Source organism: Undibacterium sp. FT79W, from assembly GCF_014284215.1.
GTDB lineage: Bacteria > Pseudomonadota > Gammaproteobacteria > Burkholderiales > Burkholderiaceae_D > Undibacterium > Undibacterium aquatile.
In genome coordinates, this window is record NZ_JACOGB010000004.1 from 312,343 (window position 1) to 331,297 (window position 18,955).

Consider the following 18,955-nt stretch of genomic DNA (forward strand, 5'->3'; position numbering starts at 1 on the left):
CGCATGAATCCGACTATCAAAAAAATCGTCTTGCTTGTTACAGTAGTTGCCATCGTAATCACTGCCTATGTTGTTTATCAGCGCCGGAACGGGGCGGATCCTAGTGACAGCGTGGTGAGCGGTAATGGTCGTATTGAAGCGACTGAAATCGATGTCGCGACCAAGCTCGGTGGGCGGGTGCAGGAGATTCTTGTTGCCGAGGGTGAGTTTGTCAAAGCAGGGCAATTGCTGGCGCGTATGCAAATCGATAGTTTGCAGGCGCAAAGAGATGAAGCCGTAGCACGTCAGCAGCAAGCTGAATATGCGGTGAAAGGTGCCGAAGCACAGGTTGCCTTACGCGAGAGTGATTTGCAGGCGACACAGGCGTTGGTGGTGCAGCGCGAAAGTGAACTCGATGCGGCACAACGGCGACTGGCCCGCTCGGAAACCCTGTTCAAAGAAGGTGCCTCATCCGGACAGGAACTCGACGACGATCGTGCACGTGTCAGCAGTGCAGCCGCCGCTCTTGCCGCCACCAAGGCACAGGTCAGGGCGGCAAATGCAGCGGTGACAGCGGCCGTGACACAAGTCACAGGAGCGCAGTCGAGCGTCCGGGCTGCCGCCGCGACCACTGCCCGCGTCGATGTTGAACTGGCTGACAGCGAATTGAAAGCGCCGCGTGCCGGGCGGGTTCAGTATCGCGTTGCGCAGCCGGGTGAAATTCTGGGCGGTGGTGGCAAGGTGCTGAATCTGGTTGATCTCTCAGATGTCTATATGACGTTTTTTGTGCCGGAAAGCGTTGCGGGGAAAGTTGCGCTGGGCAGCGAAGTACGTATTGTTCTGGATGCGGCACCGCAGTTTGTGATTCCGGCCAAAGTGTCGTTTGTCGCCAGCACGGCGCAGTTCACTCCGAAGACCGTTGAAACTGCCAGCGAACGTCAGAAATTGATGTTTCGTGTGAAAGCGAGAATTGATCGTGATTTATTGCTCAAGTACCTGCAACAGGTAAAAACGGGTTTACCTGGCGTGGCATGGATTAAGCCAGATACGCAGGCTGCATGGCCAGCATCGCTTAATTTGAAAGCGCTGCCGTGAGCCTGTCTGCTTCAACATCAACTGTCGTGCGTGGTCAAAACCTGCGGCTGAATTACGCCAAGGTTTGTGCGCTGGATGATATTACGCTGGATATCCCAGCGAATTGTATGGTGGGGATTATTGGCCCCGATGGTGTTGGTAAATCCAGCTTGTTATCGCTGATTTCCGGCGCGCGCGCCTTGCAGTATGGGCATCTTGACGTGCTCGGCGGCGATATGGCCAGCCGTCACCATCGTGAGCAGGTCTGCCCCCGCATTGCATATATGCCGCAGGGGCTCGGTAAGAATCTTTCCCCGACTTTGTCGGTTGAAGAAAACCTGCAATTCTTTGCGAGTCTGTTTGGACATGATGCGACTGAGAGCCGTCGTCGCATTGATGAATTGACGCGCAGTACCGGCTTGTCTCCTTTTCTGGATAGGCCAGCGAGCAAATTATCCGGCGGTATGAAGCAGAAACTCGGTTTGTGTTGTGCGCTGATTCACGATCCGGATTTACTTATTCTGGATGAGCCGACTACTGGTGTCGATCCGCTGGCTCGTGCGCAGTTCTGGGATCTGATTGCGCGTATTCGCGTCAGTCGTCCGGGTATGAGTGTCATCGTTGCGACGGCGTATATGGATGAAGCGCAAGGGTTTGACTGGTTGGTGGCGATGGATGATGGTCAGGTGCTGGCGACCGGAACACCTGCCGAACTAATGCAGAAAACGGCGACCCTCTCGCTGGAGGCAGCCTTCATTGGTTTGCTGCCGGAGATCAAGCGGCGTGGACACCAGCGAGTCGAAATCCCGCCGCTGACGATGGCTGACAGTGCTGCTGTCGCAATTGAGGCAAAAAATCTGACGATGCGTTTCGGCGATTTTGTGGCGGTTGACCATGTCAGTTTTCGTATCCGGCGCGGCGAAATATTTGGCTTTCTCGGTTCGAATGGTTGCGGTAAATCGACCACGATGAAAATGTTGACAGGTTTGCTGCCTGCGACTGGAGGTGATGCCTGGTTGTTTGGTCAGAAAGTGAATCCACACGATATCGCGATTCGTCGTCGTGTCGGTTATATGTCGCAGTCATTTTCCTTGTATGCCGAGCTGAATGTGCAACAGAATCTGATATTGCATGCCCGTTTATTTCATGTGCCTGAATCGGAAGTAGCAGAGCGTGTGGCGGATATGGTGGCACGTTTTGATTTGCAGGATGTTGTTGACATGCTGCCGGATAAACTGCCACTTGGCATACGACAACGTCTGTCACTGGCCGTTGCGATGGTGCATCAACCTGAATTGCTGATTCTGGATGAACCGACGTCTGGCGTTGATCCTGTCGCACGTGATAATTTCTGGCGATTGATGATAGAGCTGGCGCGGCGCGACCACGTCACTATTTTTATTTCGACTCATTTCATGAATGAGGCTGAACGCTGCGACCGTATTTCCCTAATGCATGCGGGACGCGTACTTGCCAGCGATGCACCGGCAGCATTGGTTGCACAACGGGGTGCCGCAACGCTGGAACAAGCATTTATCGATTATCTGCTTGAAGCCGATGGAGGCGATGTTCCGCAACCAGTTTCTGATGCTAACGTGGTGGGTAGTGTCAACAACGCCGTACTGCCAGCGTCTTCCGCCAGATCAGCACCTAGCTTCAGACAACGTTGCCGGTGCAGTCTTGGACGTATCTACACCTATACCTGGCGTGAAGCACTGGAATTAAAGCGCGATCCGGTTCGCAGCACGCTGGCGCTGCTGGGATCTTTGCTGCTGATGTTTGTGATGGGGTATGGCATCAGCATGGACGTTGAAAACTTACGCTTTGCCGTACTCGACCGGGATCAAACTGTATTAAGCCAGAATTACATACTCAATCTTGCGGGGTCGCGTTATTTTGTTGAGCATCCGCCGATTGCTGACTACGCAGAGCTTGACCGGCGCATGCGTAGCGGTGAGTTGTCACTGGCGATAGAAATTCCACCTGGCTTTGCCCGCGATGTAGAGCGGGGAAAATCGGTGCAGATCGGTGCCTGGGTGGATGGCGCCATGCCACAACGCGCAGAAACGGTGAATGGCTATGTGCAAGGCATGCACCAGCAATGGTTCTTACAGCAGGTGCATGAACGTACCGGATCAACTTTGTCAGGTGTCACCAGTGTGGAGACCCGTTATCGGTATAACCCTGATGTGAAGAGTTTGCCATCAATGGTGCCGGCGGTGATTCCGCTGTTGTTGTTGATGTTGCCTGCAATGCTGACGGCACTGGCGGTTGTGCGCGAAAAGGAGTTGGGTTCGATTATTAATTTTTATGTGACTCCGACAACGCGTAGCGAATTTTTGCTTGGCAAGCAAGTGCCGTATGTCGCGTTGGCAATGCTGAATTTTCTTTTAATGAGCCTTGCTGCCGTCACGATATTCGAAGTACCCGTAAAGGGAAATTTCTTTGTTTTATTGCTTGCCGCGTGGTTGTTCAGCATTTGTTCAACGGGAATGGGGTTATTAGCTTCAGCATTGACTCGCAGCCAGATTGCAGCCATGTTTTTTACCATGATAGGAACGATGATTCCGGCCGTTCAGTTTGCCGGCCTGATCAATCCTGTTTCTTCGCTCGAAGGTATCGGGCGTCTGGTCGGACAGATTTATCCGGCAACGTATATGTTTAATATCAGCCGCGGCGTCTTCAGCAAGGCACTGGGTTTTGATGATTTGCACGCGGCATTCTGGCCCTTGTTACTGGCAATTCCCGTTATTCTCGGCGCGGCGATTACCTTGCTGAAAAAACAGGAGCGCTGATATGCAACGCCATTTGGCAAATATTTATCGTCTGGGCGTCAAAGAGTTATGGAGTCTCTGGCGTGATCCCATGATGCTGGCGCTGATTATTTATACGTTCACTGCGGCGATTTATGTGGCCGGGACGGCGATGCCGGAAACCTTAAACCGCGCACCGATTGCGATTGTGGATGAAGATGATTCTGCTTTATCAGTGCGGATCATCTCTGCATTTTATCCACCGCAATTTACCAAACCAGTACGTATCAACCAGGCTCAAGTTGACCCTGGGCTTGATGCCGGACTCTACACATTTGTTCTGATCATTCCACCTGATTTTCAGCGCGATGTTATTGCCGGGAAGGCACCTCAGCTTCAGTTGAATGTCGATGCGACGCGCATGAGCCAGGCATTTTCCGGCAACGGTGCGATACAGCAAATAATCATGGGGGAAGTCAATGAATTTGTGCAACGTTATCGTGACACGCCCATACAGCCCGTAGAACTTGCACTACGTTCGCGCTTCAATCCGGCACTCAATCCATCCTGGTTTGGCTCATTGATGGAGCTGGTGAATAACATTACGATGCTCTCAATTATTCTGACGGGGGCGGCGCTTATTCGTGAACGCGAGCATGGTACGGTAGAACATTTATTGGTGATGCCTGTGACGCCGACTGAAATCATGTTGGCAAAAGTCTGGTCGATGGCATTGGTTGTGCTCGTTGCCGTGTTGGTCTCGCTGACCGTCATTATTCAAGGCGCCTTGCGCGTTCCGATTGACGGTTCCATCCCCTTATTCCTCATTGGTGTGACTTTGCATCTGTTTGCAACGACATCTATGGGAATTTTTATGGCAACTCTGGCACGGAGCATGCCGCAGTTTGGGTTGTTGATGATGCTGACGATGATGCCGCTGGAAATGTTGTCCGGTGGTATGACACCACGCGAAAGTATGCCCGTTTTTGTTCAATGGCTGATGTCTCTGGCGCCAACGACGCATTTTACCGAGTTGAGTCAGGCCATTTTGTATCGCGGTGCCGGGTTTGAAGTTGTGTGGCGGGCTTTTTTTGCATTGTTAGTAATTGGTTCGGTGTTGTTCATGCTCTCGTTGGCACGTTTCCGCAAAACCTTAGGGCAGATGGCTTAAATCGAAAACTAAAAAATTATTAAAACGATAAATAATAGGCTGTATTAACAAGCGTAAGCGTTGACCAAATTTAAAATTTTAAAATTAAAAAAAACGATGAAATTCAGTTTTTTTTAAGAAAATAATAAATTTTTTATAATTTCAATGAAAAAAAAGTATAGTTTTTTTTAGTTTCGTAACATTACGTGTCAACCGAAGTGGCTTCCGGCTCGTTTTTCGACTCATAGAATCTTTGCCCGTACTTTTAACGCAGCGGAGATTCCCCAACAGGAGTCTGAAAAATGATTTACGAAATTTTGGTTCGCCCTTCCGAGAATAAAAAGATGACGTCTGACAATCTGATCTGGATTGAGACCGATATGCCTTCCCGTTCCTTTGAAAAATGGATGCGTGATCGTGCATTGTTAGATGGAAGTGGACATGCGCCTATCGTTCGCTGGAGTATCGTACAGACTCAGCGTCCAGCGCATTTCAAATTGGCGACCCAGGCTAAAGCGTTGAAAAGCCGTATTTCAGAATTAATGAGCGGCATCGCGGAAGTAACAGCGGTTCCAGATGCGACGAAAGCACTGAGTGCGTTCCGCCTGAAAGCAAAAACACCAGAATTGGCTGGCGCGTTCCACTAAGTAGGTAGATTATAAAAAAAGCACGACAGACAGCAATGTCGATCGTGCTTTTTGTGTTTTGACAGTATTAACGCGGAACGTTCAGCGTTAATACATGCCGGTCAGAATTCTTCCCAGTCCTGATTTGAGTTTGATGCCGTCGTAATTTGTTTGCGAGGAGCAGGTGCAGCTTTGACCGGACGCACCGCCGCAGTGGCTGGTTTCAGCGCACGTGCCGGTGTTTTGACAGGTGTGCTGGCCGTTTGCAGCTGCGCCGCAATTTTGAACTGCGCCACGACTTGCGTCAGATTATCAGATTGTTCACGCATACTTTCCGCCGCAGCGGCCGCTTCCTCAACCAGCGCAGCATTCTGTTGCGTCATCTCATCCATCTGATTGATCGCCATATTCACTTGCTCAATACCCGCGCTCTGTTCCTGACTGGCAGAACTGATTTCCGACATGATGTCAGCGACACGCTGCACGCTGGTCACGATTTCCTGCATCGTGCTACCGGCGTTATCCACCAGACGACTACCGTGCTCCACTTTACTGACAGAGTCATCAATCAACTGCTTAATCTCTTTCGCTGCCGAAGCACTACGTTGTGCCAGATTACGCACTTCCGATGCAACCACTGCAAAACCACGACCCTGTTCACCCGCACGAGCGGCCTCGACTGCTGCATTCAATGCCAGAATATTCGTCTGAAAGGCAATCCCATCAATCACTGCAATAATATCGACAATCTTATTCGAGCTGGCCTTGATTGAACCCATCGTTTCGACGACCTGATCAACGACTTCTCCCCCTTTAATCGCCACACCCGTTGCCGTCACCACCAACTGATTTGCCTGACGCGCATTGTCCGCATTTTGTTTCACTGTTGAAGTCAGCTCTTCCATCGAAGATGCCGTCTCTTCGAGCGAACTGGCCTGAGATTCTGTTCTGGAGGATAAGTCAGCATTACCGGAAGCGATTTCAGCAGCGGCAACATTAATCGCGTCGGTGCCATTACGCACATCGGCAATCACATGACTGAGACCGCTGCTGACACCGTTAATGGCAGTGATCAAGGTACCGATTTCATCGTTACGGTGAACATCAACGACCTCCGTCAAATCGCCCATCGCCATTTTCTGAGCGACATTCGTTGCCTGAATCAAGGGTTCTGTAATCGAACGGGTGAGCAGCCAGCCGGTAACGATAGCCAGAGTGGTGGTGAGAAGAATCAAAACGATGAGTAAAGTGCGGCTGCGTTCGTAATTCGCCTGGATCTCTGCGGCCATTGCGTCGATCTGTGAGCGTTGCAGTGCCTGCATTTCTTCTACTTTTTTCACGTAGCTTAGCGCAGTCGGCATGAATGTCTTTTCAAGCAACTGGTTCGCTTCGTCGGTATTTCCCTCTTTTTTCAGTGCCACGACTTTATTACGTGTGGACAAATAGGCTTCACGAAGTTTTTCAACTTCTTTCAAGAGTTTAATTTCTTGTTCACTCTGAAGTTGTTTTACGATTAATTTGAATAAGTCTGCTGAGACTTTAGTTGACTCAGCCCCTTCTGCCTCAAAAAAAGCGGCTAAAGAAGGATCGCTACTTTTCGCGATTGCGGCTGTCCTGCGGATTGCTGTGTGTATATAGCGATACCAATCGCTGATCAGGCGTTCGGTTGCAAGAGGTTCTTCTAATAAGGTTTTGGTCGATGTGGCAACTGTGTTGAGTTGTGTTAAGCCAACCAACGTAGCGAAAATAGAAAAGACGAGGATAAGGGCGAAGCCCAGGCCTAGTCGTTTTCCGACGGAGAGCTGTTTGAGCAGTGAGTTCATATATATTCCATTTCTCTAATGCATGATGTGCACTGATTGAGGATTGTTGTAATGTGATGATTGCGAGGGTATTCGGATATGAAAGAAAAAACATTGCCGCAATTGCTGCGGTTTCATATGTCCCGCATTATATTCGTTAACCAGCGAAGGACATAGAACGTTTTTTTGTTCCAAAGCAACATCGTGATCTATATAGTTTTGTGTGGGTTTTTACTTCACCGGGGCTTTGCTGGATTGTTGAAAAAAATTGTGAGTCTTTTTAATTTAGCCGTTCTCTTCAGCTTAGCAAGCTCTGATGCAATGATGGCCTGACGTATATTCAGCCATTGATCGACGTTGTTAACGAATGCGCTTTCATATTTGTCCTCGGTGCCGCATAAAAAAAGCACGACAGACAGCAATGTCGATCGTGCTTTTTGTGTTTTGACAGTATTAACGCGGAACGTTCAGCGTTAATACATGCCGGTCAGAATTCTTCCCAGTCCTGATTTGAGTTTGATGCTGTCGTGATTTGTTTGCGAGGTGCAGCTTTGACCGGACGCACCGCCGCAGTGGCTGGTTTCAGCGCACGTGCCGGTGTTTTGACCGGTGTGCTGGCCGTTTGCAGCTGCGCCGCAATTTTGAACTGCGCTACAACTTGCGTCAGATTATCAGATTGTTCACGCATACTTTCCGCCGCAGCGGCCGCTTCCTCAACCAGCGCAGCATTCTGTTGCGTCATCTCATCCATCTGATTGATCGCCATATTCACTTGCTCAATACCCGCGCTCTGTTCCTGACTGGCAGAACTGATTTCCGACATGATGTCAGCGACACGCTGCACGCTGGTCACGATTTCCTGCATCGTGCTACCGGCGTTATCCACCAGACGACTACCGTGCTCCACTTTACTGACAGAGTCATCAATCAACTGCTTAATCTCTTTCGCTGCCGAAGCACTACGTTGTGCCAGATTACGCACTTCCGATGCAACCACTGCAAAACCACGACCCTGTTCACCCGCACGAGCGGCCTCGACTGCTGCATTCAATGCCAGAATATTCGTCTGAAAGGCAATCCCATCAATCACTGCAATAATATCGACAATCTTATTCGAGCTGGCCTTGATTGAACCCATCGTTTCGACGACCTGATCAACGACTTCTCCCCCTTTAATCGCCACACCCGTTGCCGTCACCACCAACTGATTTGCCTGACGCGCATTGTCCGCATTTTGTTTCACTGTTGAAGTCAGCTCTTCCATCGAAGATGCCGTCTCTTCGAGCGAACTGGCCTGAGATTCTGTTCTGGAGGATAAGTCAGCATTACCGGAAGCGATTTCAGCAGCGGCAACATTAATCGCGTCGGTGCCATTACGCACATCGGCAATCACATGACTGAGACCGCTGCTGACACCGTTAATGGCAGTGATCAAGGTACCGATTTCATCGTTACGGTGAACATCAACGACCTCCGTCAAATCGCCCATCGCCATTTTCTGAGCGACATTCGTTGCCTGAATCAAGGGTTCTGTAATCGAACGGGTGAGCAGCCAGCCGGTAACGATAGCCAGAGTGGTGGTGAGAAGAATCAAAACGATGAGTAAAGTGCGGCTGCGTTCGTAATTCGCCTGGATCTCTGCGGCCATTGCGTCGATCTGTGAGCGTTGCAGTGCCTGCATTTCTTCTACTTTTTTAATGAAGGTGGCCGACGCAGGTATAAACACTTTTTCCAGAACTTTGCTTGCTTCTTCTGCATTGCCTGCTTTTTTTAATGCACTTATCTGATCCCTTGACGATAAATAGCCAGCGCGCAATTGCTCAACTTCTTTCAGCATTTTTTTCTCTTGCTCGCTTTGGAATTTTTCTGTAATTCCCTTAAGTAGTGCCGACGAGTTCTTAGTGGACTCTGCTTGTTCTTCTGCAAAAAAAGCAGCTAAAGAAGGATCGCTGCTTTTCGCGATCGCTGTTGCACGACGTATGCCGGAGTGGATATTACGGTACCAGTCGCTGATCATACGTTCGGCAGCAAGGGGCTCTTCCAGTAAGGTCTTCGTTGAGGTCGCGACATTGTGCAATTGTGTTAAGCCGACCAACGTAGCGAAAATGGAAAAGACGAGGATAAGGGCGAAGCCTACGCCTAGTCGTTTTCCGACGGAGAGCTGTTTGAGTAGTGAGTTCATATGTATTCCATTTTTCTAATGCAAGAGACACATTGATTGAGGATTCTTTTATTTGAGTATGATGAAAATCGGATATGAAAAAAAGCAGTGATATGAACACTGCAGCGTCATACGAGATGAAATTATATGGGTGAACTACTTACGTAAATGTACTGATTTTTTGTTTCGGCGCAATTTCAGCTTAGATAATTGAAATTGTGTCTCTATTTGTCCGCGTTGTCTTATCTGGCTTCGTCAATTCAAATCAGTCATAAGATTTATGCGGCCTTGTTTTACAATGAGTTTTTTGAGCACAGATAACCGTTATGGCAAGGCTACCCCGTTTAGTAATTCCTCAGACTTTGCATCACGTATTACAGCGAAGCCATGAAGGGATACTGTTATTCAGGGATAACGAGGATTACACGACTTTTCTGAGTTGGCTTGCGCAGGCGGCAAAGCAGTTTCAAGTTGCGATCCACGCTTATATTTTGATGCCGGATCATTTTCATCTTTTACTGACACCCTCAGATGAACAGGGTTTGAGTAAATTTATGCAATGGGTGGGGCGTTACTACGTACCTTATTTCAACCGGAAATATCAGCGATCCGGGAGTCTGTGGCAGGGACGATATAAAGCGACCGTGTTGGAGGCAGAACGGCATTTCCTGCAGTGCAGTTTGTATGTGGAGGGCAGCCCCCTGCGTAGTGGATTGGTTACCGATGCGAGTGAGTATCCGTGGTCAAGTTACCAGCATCATATCGGACAGAGGACAGATCCTCTGGTCTCAGATCACCCCATATTTTGGGCTTTGGGAAATACACCCTTTCAACGGGAAGCAAATTACAAGGAAATGATGAGCCAATCCTTATCTGTCGCGGATATGGCACAGTTAGACAATGCTGTGCAAAAAGGATGGCTGCTGGGATCAGCGTCGTTTCAGAAAGAAATCAGCAAGTTGACTGAGCGGCGCGTCGCTCCGGCGAAGCGTGGACGACCAAGAAAAATGCCAAAGGCCCCGATAGACTGATGTTGTGTGAAATCGACGTGGATTAAGACAAAAGTTCGAAATAAATTACTCTGACCCTATTAAAAAACATAGCAATTTAATTCTTATTTTATTCGTCTCTGACCCTAATTATTTAGATTGAACTTTCTTTTGCGCTGCACTATTCTCATCACCAGACTTTCAATTTTTCCATCTGGAGATCGCTATGCATGCCCAAGGTTTATACGACCCATCCAATGAACATGATGCCTGTGGCGTCGGTTTTATTGCACACATTAAAGGCAAGAAAAATCACGCTATCGTCGAACAGGGTTTGCTGATCCTGAAAAATCTCGATCACCGCGGTGCTGTCGGTGCCGATCCTTTGATGGGCGATGGTGCCGGTATCCTGATTCAGATTCCTGACCAATACTATCGTGAAGAGATGGCAAAGCAGAACATCCAGTTGCCGCCGCCAGGTGAGTATGGTGTTGGTATGATCTTTTTGCCAAAAGAGCATGCGTCCCGTCTGGCCTGTGAGCAGGAAATCGAGCGCGCAGTCAGAGCAGAAGGTCAGGTTGTTCTGGGCTGGCGCGATGTTCCGGTAGATCGCGAGATGCCGATGTCGCCAACGGTGCGTGACAAAGAGCCTGTGATTCGCCAGATATTCATCGGACGTGGCGCGGACATCATGGTGACGGATGCGCTCGAGCGTAAGCTGTACGTGATCCGTAAATCTGCCGTACATGCGATTGAAGCATTACATTTGCTGCATGGTAAAGAATATTTTGTACCGTCGATGTCGGCACGTACGATAGTGTACAAAGGTCTGTTGTTGGCAGATCAGGTTGGCGTTTATTACAAAGATTTGCAAGATGAGCGCTGTGTTTCTGCGCTGGCTCTGGTGCATCAACGGTTTTCTACCAACACTTTCCCGGAATGGCCACTGGCTCACCCATACCGCATGATTGCGCACAATGGCGAAATCAATACCGTCAAAGGTAACTTCAACTGGATGCGTGCGCGTGAAGGTGTAATGAAATCTGCTGTACTGGGCGATGATTTGCAAAAGCTCTACCCTTTGATTTTTGAAGGTCAATCGGATACTGCAAGCTTCGATAACGCGCTTGAATTACTGGTTATGGCTGGTTATCCGATTGCTCAGGCAATGATGATGATGATTCCTGAAGCGTGGGAAAATCATACTCTGATGGACGACAATCGCCGCGCATTCTACGAATACCACGCTGCAATGATGGAACCATGGGATGGCCCTGCCGCGATGGCGTTCACAGATGGTCGTCAGATCGGCGGTACGCTGGATCGTAATGGTCTGCGTCCTGCGCGTTATATCGTGACTGATGATGATCTGGTGGTGATGGCATCGGAATCCGGCGTACTGCCTATTCCTGAATCGAAAATTATTCAGAAGTGGCGTTTGCAGCCAGGAAAAATGTTCCTGATCGATCTGGAAGCGGGTCGCATTATCGACGACAAAGAAATCAAAGATACCTACGCCAACGCGAAACCCTATAAGCAGTGGATACAATCTGTACGCATTAAACTCAGCAGCCTGAATGCTGAGCTGGACGTCGCGCCGGAAGCTGCTACTTTGCTGGATCGCCAGCAAGCCTTTGGTTATACACAGGAAGATATCAAGTTCCTCATGGCACCGATGGCGACCAATGGTGAAGAGGCCATCGGTTCTATGGGGAATGATTCCTCACTGGCGGTGATGTCGAACAAGCTCAAGCCGCTCTATAACTATTTCAAACAGCTGTTTGCTCAGGTGACGAATCCGCCAATTGATCCTATCCGCGAAGCGATGGTGATGTCGCTGGTATCGTTTATCGGGCCTAAACCTAACTTACTCGATACGAATAACATCAATCCACCGATGCGTTTAGAGGTTTCTCAGCCGGTATTGGATTTCGCAGATATCGCCAAATTGCGCAACATCAGCGCAAATACCGGTGGTAAGTTCAAATCGTATGAACTGGATATCTGCTACCCGATCGCCTGGGGGAAAGATGGCATTGAGGCACGTCTTGCTTCTATCTGCGCAGAAGTGGTCGATGCGGTGAAATCCGGTCATAACATCATGATCATCACCGACCGCAAAATGAACGCTGATTTCGTGGCGATTCCAGCATTGCTGGCAACTTCTACCGTTCATCAGCACTTGGTCAGCAAGGGCTTGCGTACGACGACCGGTCTGGTCGTCGAAACCGGCTCAGCACGCGAAACACACCACTTTGCTTTACTTGCAGGATATGGCGCAGAAGCGGTACATCCGTATCTGGCGATGCAGACGCTGGCCGATATGGCGAAAGATTTGTCCGGCGATTTGTCGGCAGAAAAAGCCATTTACAACTACACCAAAGCGATTGGTAAGGGCTTGATGAAAGTGATGTCCAAAATGGGCATCTCTACCTATATGTCTTACTGCGGTGCACAGATTTTTGAAGCGATCGGCCTGAATAAATCTCTGGTTGACAAATACTTCAAAGGCACAGCGTCGAATGTCGAAGGTATAGGTGTTTTCGAAGTAGCAGAAGAAGCACTGCGCCTGCATAAACTGGCGTTTGGCAAAGATCCGGTATTAGCCACTGCACTCGATGCCGGTGGTGAATATGCGTACCGTGTCCGTGGTGAAGACCATATGTGGACGCCGGATGCGATTGCAAAACTGCAGCACTCGACCCGCGCGAATAACTACAATTCTTACAAAGAGTACGCGCAGATCATCAATGATCAGTCGAAACGCCACATGACTTTACGTGGCCTGTTCGAATTCAAAATAGATCCATCTAAAGCGATTCCTGTAGAGCAGGTCGAGCCAGCAAAAGAAATCGTTAAACGTTTTGCGACTGGAGCGATGTCTCTCGGTTCCATCAGCACCGAGGCGCATGCAACGCTGGCGGTGGCGATGAACCGCATCGGCGGTAAATCAAATACCGGCGAGGGCGGTGAGGATCCTGCGCGTTATCAGCAAGAGCTCAAAGGAATACCTATCAAGCAGGGTGCAACACTCGCTTCGGTGATTGGTAAAGAACAGATAGAAGTGGATATCCCTTTGCAGGATGGCGACTCCCTGCGCTCCCGTATTAAACAGGTCGCATCCGGTCGTTTTGGTGTGACTGCGGAATACCTGACATCGGCTGATCAGATACAGATCAAGATGGCGCAAGGTGCGAAGCCGGGTGAAGGCGGGCAGTTACCTGGTCATAAAGTATCTGAGTACATTGCGAAGTTGCGCTTCTCAGTACCAGGCGTGGGCTTGATTTCTCCGCCTCCGCACCATGATATTTACTCGATTGAAGATCTGGCGCAGTTGATTCATGACCTCAAAAACGTGAATCCGCATGCATCGATTTCCGTCAAGCTGGTCTCAGAAGTGGGTGTCGGTACGATTGCCGCAGGTGTGTCGAAAGCCAAGGCAGATCATCTGGTGATCGCAGGTCACGATGGTGGTACCGGCGCTTCACCGTTGTCATCGATTAAACATGCTGGCACACCGTGGGAACTCGGCTTGTCCGAAACCCAGCAAACGTTGGTACTCAATGGCTTGCGTGGACGTGTTCGCGTACAGGCAGACGGTCAGATGAAAACCGGGCGTGACGTTGCTATCGCTGCGATGCTGGGTGCAGACGAAATCGGATTCGCAACTGCACCGCTGGTTGTGGAAGGTTGCATTATGATGCGTAAGTGTCACCTGAATACCTGCCCGGTCGGCGTCGCAACACAAGATCCGGTATTGCGGGCGAAATTCTCAGGTAAGCCTGAATATGTCGTGAACTATTTCTTCTTTGTTGCGGAAGAATTACGTCAGATTATGGCGCAACTGGGCGTGCGTACTTACGATGAGCTGATCGGGCGGGTTGACCTGTTGGATAAATCCAAAGCCGTATCGCACTGGAAAGCCAAAGGTCTGGACTTCAGCCGTATCTTCCATCAGCCAGAACTGGCAGACGGCGCAGCAGTCCGTCATGTTGATGTGCAGGATCATGGCCTCGAAAAAGCGCTTGATAACAAACTGATTGCGCAGGCAAAACATGCGCTGGAAACTGGTGAGAAAGTTTCCTTCATTTCTCCGGTGAAAAATCTGAATCGTACTGTAGGCGCGATGCTGTCCGGTGAAGTGGCGAAGAAATATGGTCACACTGGCTTGCCTGACGACACCATCCATATTCAGTTGCAAGGAACGGCAGGACAATCTGCCGGCGCATTCCTCGCGCATGGTGTGACGCTCGATCTGGTCGGTGAAGGCAATGACTATGTCGGTAAAGGTTTATCCGGTGGTCGCATCATCATTCGTCCGAATACCGAGTTCCGTGGCTGGGCCGTCGATAACATTATTTGCGGCAATACCGTTTTATATGGTGCCATCTCTGGTGAGGCGTTTATTAATGGCGTCGCTGGTGAACGTTTCGCTGTACGTAATTCAGGCGCGGTTACTGTGGTGGAAGGAACTGGCGATCATGGTTGCGAATACATGACTGGCGGTACGGTTGTCGTGTTGGGCAACACTGGACGTAACTTTGCTGCAGGTATGTCTGGTGGTATTGCGTATGTCTATGACCCGGAAGGGACGTTTGAAAGCAAATGCAATATGTCTATGGTGACCCTGGAACCTGTGCTGGCAGGCGATATTCAGGCGACTTCAATCGATAAATCGATCTGGCACAGTATGTTGCGTGGCGGTGAAGGTGATACCGATGAGGCGATTTTGCGTCAGCTGATTGAGCGTCATTTCAAACACACCGGCAGTACCCGTGCCCGTAACTTGCTGGATAACTGGGCAAGCAGCCGCGCTAAGTTCGTCAAAGTATTCCCGACCGAGTACAAACGCGCGCTGGCTGAAATGTACGCTGCCAGAAACGCTGCCAATGAAAAAGACAAAGTCGTCGCGTAGTTGAGATGAGGTACCCCTTGCCGGGGTGCCTGCTCCTGTGCGATTCACGATAGATAGGGCAACAGCCCGCAACGATATTGAGGTTAAAAAATGGGTAAAGTCACCGGCTTCATGGAATATCAGCGCTTGCAGGAAGCAAGCGAAGCGCCACAATCACGTAAAAAACACTACAAAGAGTTTTTAGTCCATCTGGGCGACGCCCAGGCAAAGACGCAAGCGGCACGCTGTATGGATTGCGGCATTCCGTTTTGTAATAACGGTTGCCCTGTGAATAACATCATCCCTGACTGGAATGATCTGGTGTATCACGGGAATTATCAGCAAGCTCTGGAAGTCCTGCATTCAACCAATAATTTCCCGGAATTTACCGGACGCATCTGCCCGGCACCTTGCGAATCCGCGTGTACTTTGGGTATCAATAATGATGCCGTTGGTATCAAATCGATTGAGCATTTCATCATCGATAAAGGCTGGGAAAATAACTGGGTAGTGCCGCAGATTTCCAGTGTTAAAACTGGTAAGAAAATTGCGGTTGTCGGCTCTGGTCCTGCCGGGCTGGCGGCCGCACAACAACTCGCACGTGTCGGACACGATGTCACCGTGTTTGAAAAAAATGACCGTGTTGGCGGTTTATTGCGCTACGGTATTCCTGACTTCAAAATGGAAAAATCCCATATTGATCGTCGTGTCGAGCAAATGAAAGCGGAAGGCGTTACTTTCCGTACCGGCGTCTTCGTCGGTAAAGATTTTCCTGTCACAGTGACCAACTGGTCGAAAGAAACGATGTCACCGGAACAACTGCAAAAAGATTTCGATGCGGTGATTATTGCCGGTGGTGCAGAAACTCCGCGTGATCTGCCAGTACCAGGGCGTGAACTCAAAGGTGTGCATTTTGCAATGGACTTTTTGCCAGTGCAAAACAAGGTCAATGCCGGTGATAAAGTGAAAGATCAGATTCTGGCGACCGGTAAGCATGTGGTTGTCATCGGTGGTGGTGACACTGGTTCAGATTGCGTCGGGACCTCGAATCGTCATGGCGCCAAATCTGTGACGCAATTTGAATTAATGCCACAACCGCCGGAGCAGGAAAATAAACCTCTGGTGTGGCCATACTGGCCAACGAAGTTGCGTACATCCTCTTCTCACGAAGAGGGTTGCGAACGTGACTGGGCCGTGGCGACCAAGCGTCTTGAAGGCAAAGGTGGCAAAGTTGAAAAACTGATCGCGTGTCGCGTTGAATGGAAAGACGGCAAAATGCAGGAAGTGGCCGATTCCGAGTTTGAAATGAAAGCCGATCTGGTGTTGCTGGCAATGGGCTTTGTCTCACCAGTGCAGCAGGTGCTGGATGCATTCGGTGTTGATAAAGACGCACGCGGCAATGCCAAGGCGACCACTGAGGGCGATGCTTGCTACAAAACCAATGTACCGAAAGTGTATGCTGCAGGTGATATGCGTCGCGGACAGTCATTAGTGGTCTGGGCTATTCGCGAAGGGCGTCAATGTGCGCGCGAAGTCGATGCGTTTCTGATGGGCGAGTCCGTCCTTCCACGCTGATAAAAGCGACTGATTTCTCTTGAAAAAGGAGAAATCAGTCAGTTTTTTTGATGAATCCAGTCAAATTTTTAAAATTAATGACTTCAAATTCATTAATTTTTGTCTTAATTTATTCTCGATTTTGAATTAAATATCTATTTAAATGCTATTTCAGAATTTAATTCAAAAATTGGTTGCTATTTTAAATAATAATTAATTTGTTATTTTTTTGCTTATACTTGCCGATACAACTTCATTTCCAGTTCTGCATTACAATCTAGCCTTTGCAAAACTTAATCCCTCGTTGTGTCAAATCTCGTTGAAATTCGCGATGTTCATTTCGGATATGGAGAACGGACAATTTTATCCGGACTTCATATGGACTTCCCGCGCGGTAAAGTGATTGCCGTCATGGGGGGCTCCGGCTCCGGTAAAACCACTATCCTGCGTTTGATAGGCGGACAAATTCGTCCGCAGCGTGGCAGTGTCAGCGTCAATGGTCAGCACGTGCAGGATCTTGCCAGTGACGATTTATATGCGATGCGGCGCAAAATGGGTATGTTGTTTCAGCACGGCGCATTATTCACCGACCTGAGCGTTTTTGATAATGTCGCTTTCCCTATGCGCGAGCATACGGATTTGAGCGAAGCGATGATACGCGACCTGGTGATGCTCAAACTCGAAGCAGTAGGATTAAGAAATGCTGCATATCTGATGCCGGCAGAAATTTCCGGCGGTATGGCGCGCCGGGTTGCGCTTGCGCGGGCGGTTGCTCTGGACCCGCAGCTAATGATGTACGACGAGCCATTTGCTGGGCTTGATCCGATTTCTATGGGCGTGGCCGCAAATCTGATCCGGAACTTGAATGATGCCTTGGGGTCTACATCAATACTGGTCTCACACGATGTTCATGAGTCGTTTGCGATTGCAGACTACATTTACTTCCTGTCACAGGGAAAAATCGTGGCTGATGGCACGCCTGAGCAGATGATGGCATCGGAAGATCCGTATGTCAGACAGTTCGTACATGCCCAGGCGGATGGTCCCGTACCTTTCCATTATCCCGGCAAAACTTTGCTGGATGATCTGGGTCTGAAAGGGGCATTATGATCATTGAATCTGTCGGTAAGTGGACGCGCGGAATGTCCAGTGATCTGGGTTATGCCACGCGTAGCTTTTTCTCAATTTTGTTCAGCGGCTTTGGTTTGTGGCGGCGGCCGCGCCTGATTACCGATCAGATACATTTTATCGGTAATTATTCGCTGGTCATTATTGCAGTATCCGGTTTGTTTGTTGGATTTGTACTGGGTTATCAGGGCTATTACACCTTGAACCGCTTTGGCTCAGGTGAGTCACTTGGCTTGCTGGTGACAATTTCTCTGGTGCGTGAACTTGGTCCTGTCGTCGCTGCCTTGTTATTTGCTGGTCGGGCCGGTACTTCTCTGACAGCAGAAATTGGTTTGATGAAGGCGGGTGAGCAACTGGCTGCGATGGAAATGATGGCAGTTAATCCGATACAACGGGTATTAGCTCCACGTTTTATTGCTGGTTTGATTTCCTTGCCGATCCTGACTGCCATTTTCAATGCCATGGGTGTGATTGGCGGATATATCGTTGGCGTCCAGTTGATCGGCGTGGATAACGGCGCGTTCTGGTCGCAGATGCAGGCCGGTGTGGAAATCGGTCAGGATATTGGTAACGGTGTATTGAAAAGTATCGTCTTTGGTTTTGCTGTGACGTTTGTGGCTTTATTTCAGGGCTATGAAGCGCAGCCAACACCGGAAGGGGTGGCCAGAGCAACAACGCGTACCGTTGTGATTTCCTCTTTGCTGGTGTTGTGGCTGGATTTCCTGATGACAGCCTGGATGTTCCAATAAACGTGGCCTTGCACATACTCCTGGGGAGTATGTGGATCTGTGCGGCGGAAGTCTTTTTAAATAAACGGCAAATTAAGAATAAATGCAGATACTCCC

11 protein-coding genes are annotated in these 18,955 nt (G+C 49.4%); 9 read left to right on the top strand and 2 right to left on the bottom strand.

All coding sequences use genetic code 11. The features are described from left to right. Nucleotides 1-3: 3 nt before the first annotated feature. The 4 genes from H8K38_RS09055 (at nucleotide 4) to H8K38_RS09070 (ending at nucleotide 5,603) form a co-directional block, all read left to right on the top strand. On the top strand, nucleotides 4-1,074 hold the full coding sequence (locus H8K38_RS09055; RefSeq protein ID WP_186884491.1) for an HlyD family secretion protein: 1,071 nt from the start codon (nucleotides 4-6) through the stop codon (nucleotides 1,072-1,074). Beyond that, a complete protein-coding gene (gene rbbA, locus H8K38_RS09060; RefSeq protein WP_370587077.1) occupies nucleotides 1,071-3,848 on the top strand; it encodes a ribosome-associated ATPase/putative transporter RbbA in 2,778 nt (925 codons plus the stop codon). Before H8K38_RS09055 ends, rbbA begins: the two co-directional genes overlap by 4 nt. A gap of 1 nt (nucleotide 3,849) precedes the next feature. Next, nucleotides 3,850-4,977 (top strand): ABC transporter permease, encoded by a 1,128-nt coding sequence (locus H8K38_RS09065; RefSeq protein ID WP_186884492.1) that lies wholly within the window; start codon nucleotides 3,850-3,852, stop codon nucleotides 4,975-4,977. Between the two features lie 281 nt (nucleotides 4,978-5,258). Continuing rightward, nucleotides 5,259-5,603 carry a hypothetical protein gene (locus H8K38_RS09070; RefSeq protein ID WP_186884493.1) on the top strand — a complete coding sequence of 115 codons (345 nt, stop codon included), beginning with the start codon at nucleotides 5,259-5,261 and terminating at the stop codon, nucleotides 5,601-5,603. Nucleotides 5,604-5,704: 101 nt separating this feature from the next. Here H8K38_RS09070 and H8K38_RS09075 read toward each other — a convergent pair whose 3' ends face one another. Together H8K38_RS09075 and H8K38_RS09080 are read right to left on the bottom strand one after the other, a co-directional pair. Then, entirely contained in the window at nucleotides 5,705-7,405 is a 1,701-nt protein-coding gene (locus H8K38_RS09075) for a methyl-accepting chemotaxis protein (protein WP_186884494.1), read from the bottom strand. A 466-nt stretch (nucleotides 7,406-7,871) separates the two neighbouring features. Next, a complete protein-coding gene (locus H8K38_RS09080) occupies nucleotides 7,872-9,566 on the bottom strand; it encodes a methyl-accepting chemotaxis protein (RefSeq protein ID WP_186884495.1) in 1,695 nt (564 codons plus the stop codon). A gap of 305 nt (nucleotides 9,567-9,871) precedes the next feature. Between H8K38_RS09080 and H8K38_RS09085 the strand changes: the two genes are divergently transcribed. From H8K38_RS09085 to mlaE, 5 genes are all read left to right on the top strand, one after another. Then, a complete protein-coding gene (locus tag H8K38_RS09085) occupies nucleotides 9,872-10,576 on the top strand; it encodes a transposase (RefSeq protein WP_186884496.1) in 705 nt (234 codons plus the stop codon). A gap of 184 nt (nucleotides 10,577-10,760) precedes the next feature. Beyond that, a complete protein-coding gene (locus tag H8K38_RS09090) occupies nucleotides 10,761-15,449 on the top strand; it encodes a glutamate synthase-related protein (RefSeq protein ID WP_186884497.1) in 4,689 nt (1,562 codons plus the stop codon). Nucleotides 15,450-15,539: 90 nt separating this feature from the next. Beyond that, a complete protein-coding gene (locus H8K38_RS09095) occupies nucleotides 15,540-17,003 on the top strand; it encodes a glutamate synthase subunit beta (protein WP_186884498.1) in 1,464 nt (487 codons plus the stop codon). A gap of 285 nt (nucleotides 17,004-17,288) precedes the next feature. Beyond that, entirely contained in the window at nucleotides 17,289-18,092 is an 804-nt protein-coding gene (locus tag H8K38_RS09100; RefSeq protein WP_186884499.1) for an ABC transporter ATP-binding protein, read from the top strand. Then, nucleotides 18,089-18,859 carry a lipid asymmetry maintenance ABC transporter permease subunit MlaE gene (gene mlaE / locus H8K38_RS09105; RefSeq protein WP_222610808.1) on the top strand — a complete coding sequence of 257 codons (771 nt, stop codon included), beginning with the start codon at nucleotides 18,089-18,091 and terminating at the stop codon, nucleotides 18,857-18,859. The genes H8K38_RS09100 and mlaE overlap by 4 nt, the downstream gene beginning before the upstream one ends. Nucleotides 18,860-18,955 lie beyond the last annotated feature (96 nt).

Bases quoted from the DNA above. Each gene is read 5' to 3' on its own strand.
- H8K38_RS09055 (WP_186884491.1), top strand. From the start codon at position 4: ATGAATCCGACTATCAAAAAAATCGTCTTGCTTGTTACAGTAGTTGCC.
- H8K38_RS09065 (WP_186884492.1), top strand. From the start codon at position 3,850: ATGCAACGCCATTTGGCAAATATTTATCGTCTGGGCGTCAAAGAGTTA.
- H8K38_RS09070 (WP_186884493.1), top strand. From the start codon at position 5,259: ATGATTTACGAAATTTTGGTTCGCCCTTCCGAGAATAAAAAGATGACG.
- H8K38_RS09075 (WP_186884494.1), bottom strand. From the start codon at position 7,405: ATGAACTCACTGCTCAAACAGCTCTCCGTCGGAAAACGACTAGGCCTG.
- H8K38_RS09080 (WP_186884495.1), bottom strand. From the start codon at position 9,566: ATGAACTCACTACTCAAACAGCTCTCCGTCGGAAAACGACTAGGCGTA.
- H8K38_RS09085 (WP_186884496.1), top strand. From the start codon at position 9,872: ATGGCAAGGCTACCCCGTTTAGTAATTCCTCAGACTTTGCATCACGTA.
- H8K38_RS09090 (WP_186884497.1), top strand. From the start codon at position 10,761: ATGCATGCCCAAGGTTTATACGACCCATCCAATGAACATGATGCCTGT.
- H8K38_RS09095 (WP_186884498.1), top strand. From the start codon at position 15,540: ATGGGTAAAGTCACCGGCTTCATGGAATATCAGCGCTTGCAGGAAGCA.
- mlaE (WP_222610808.1), top strand. From the start codon at position 18,089: ATGATCATTGAATCTGTCGGTAAGTGGACGCGCGGAATGTCCAGTGAT.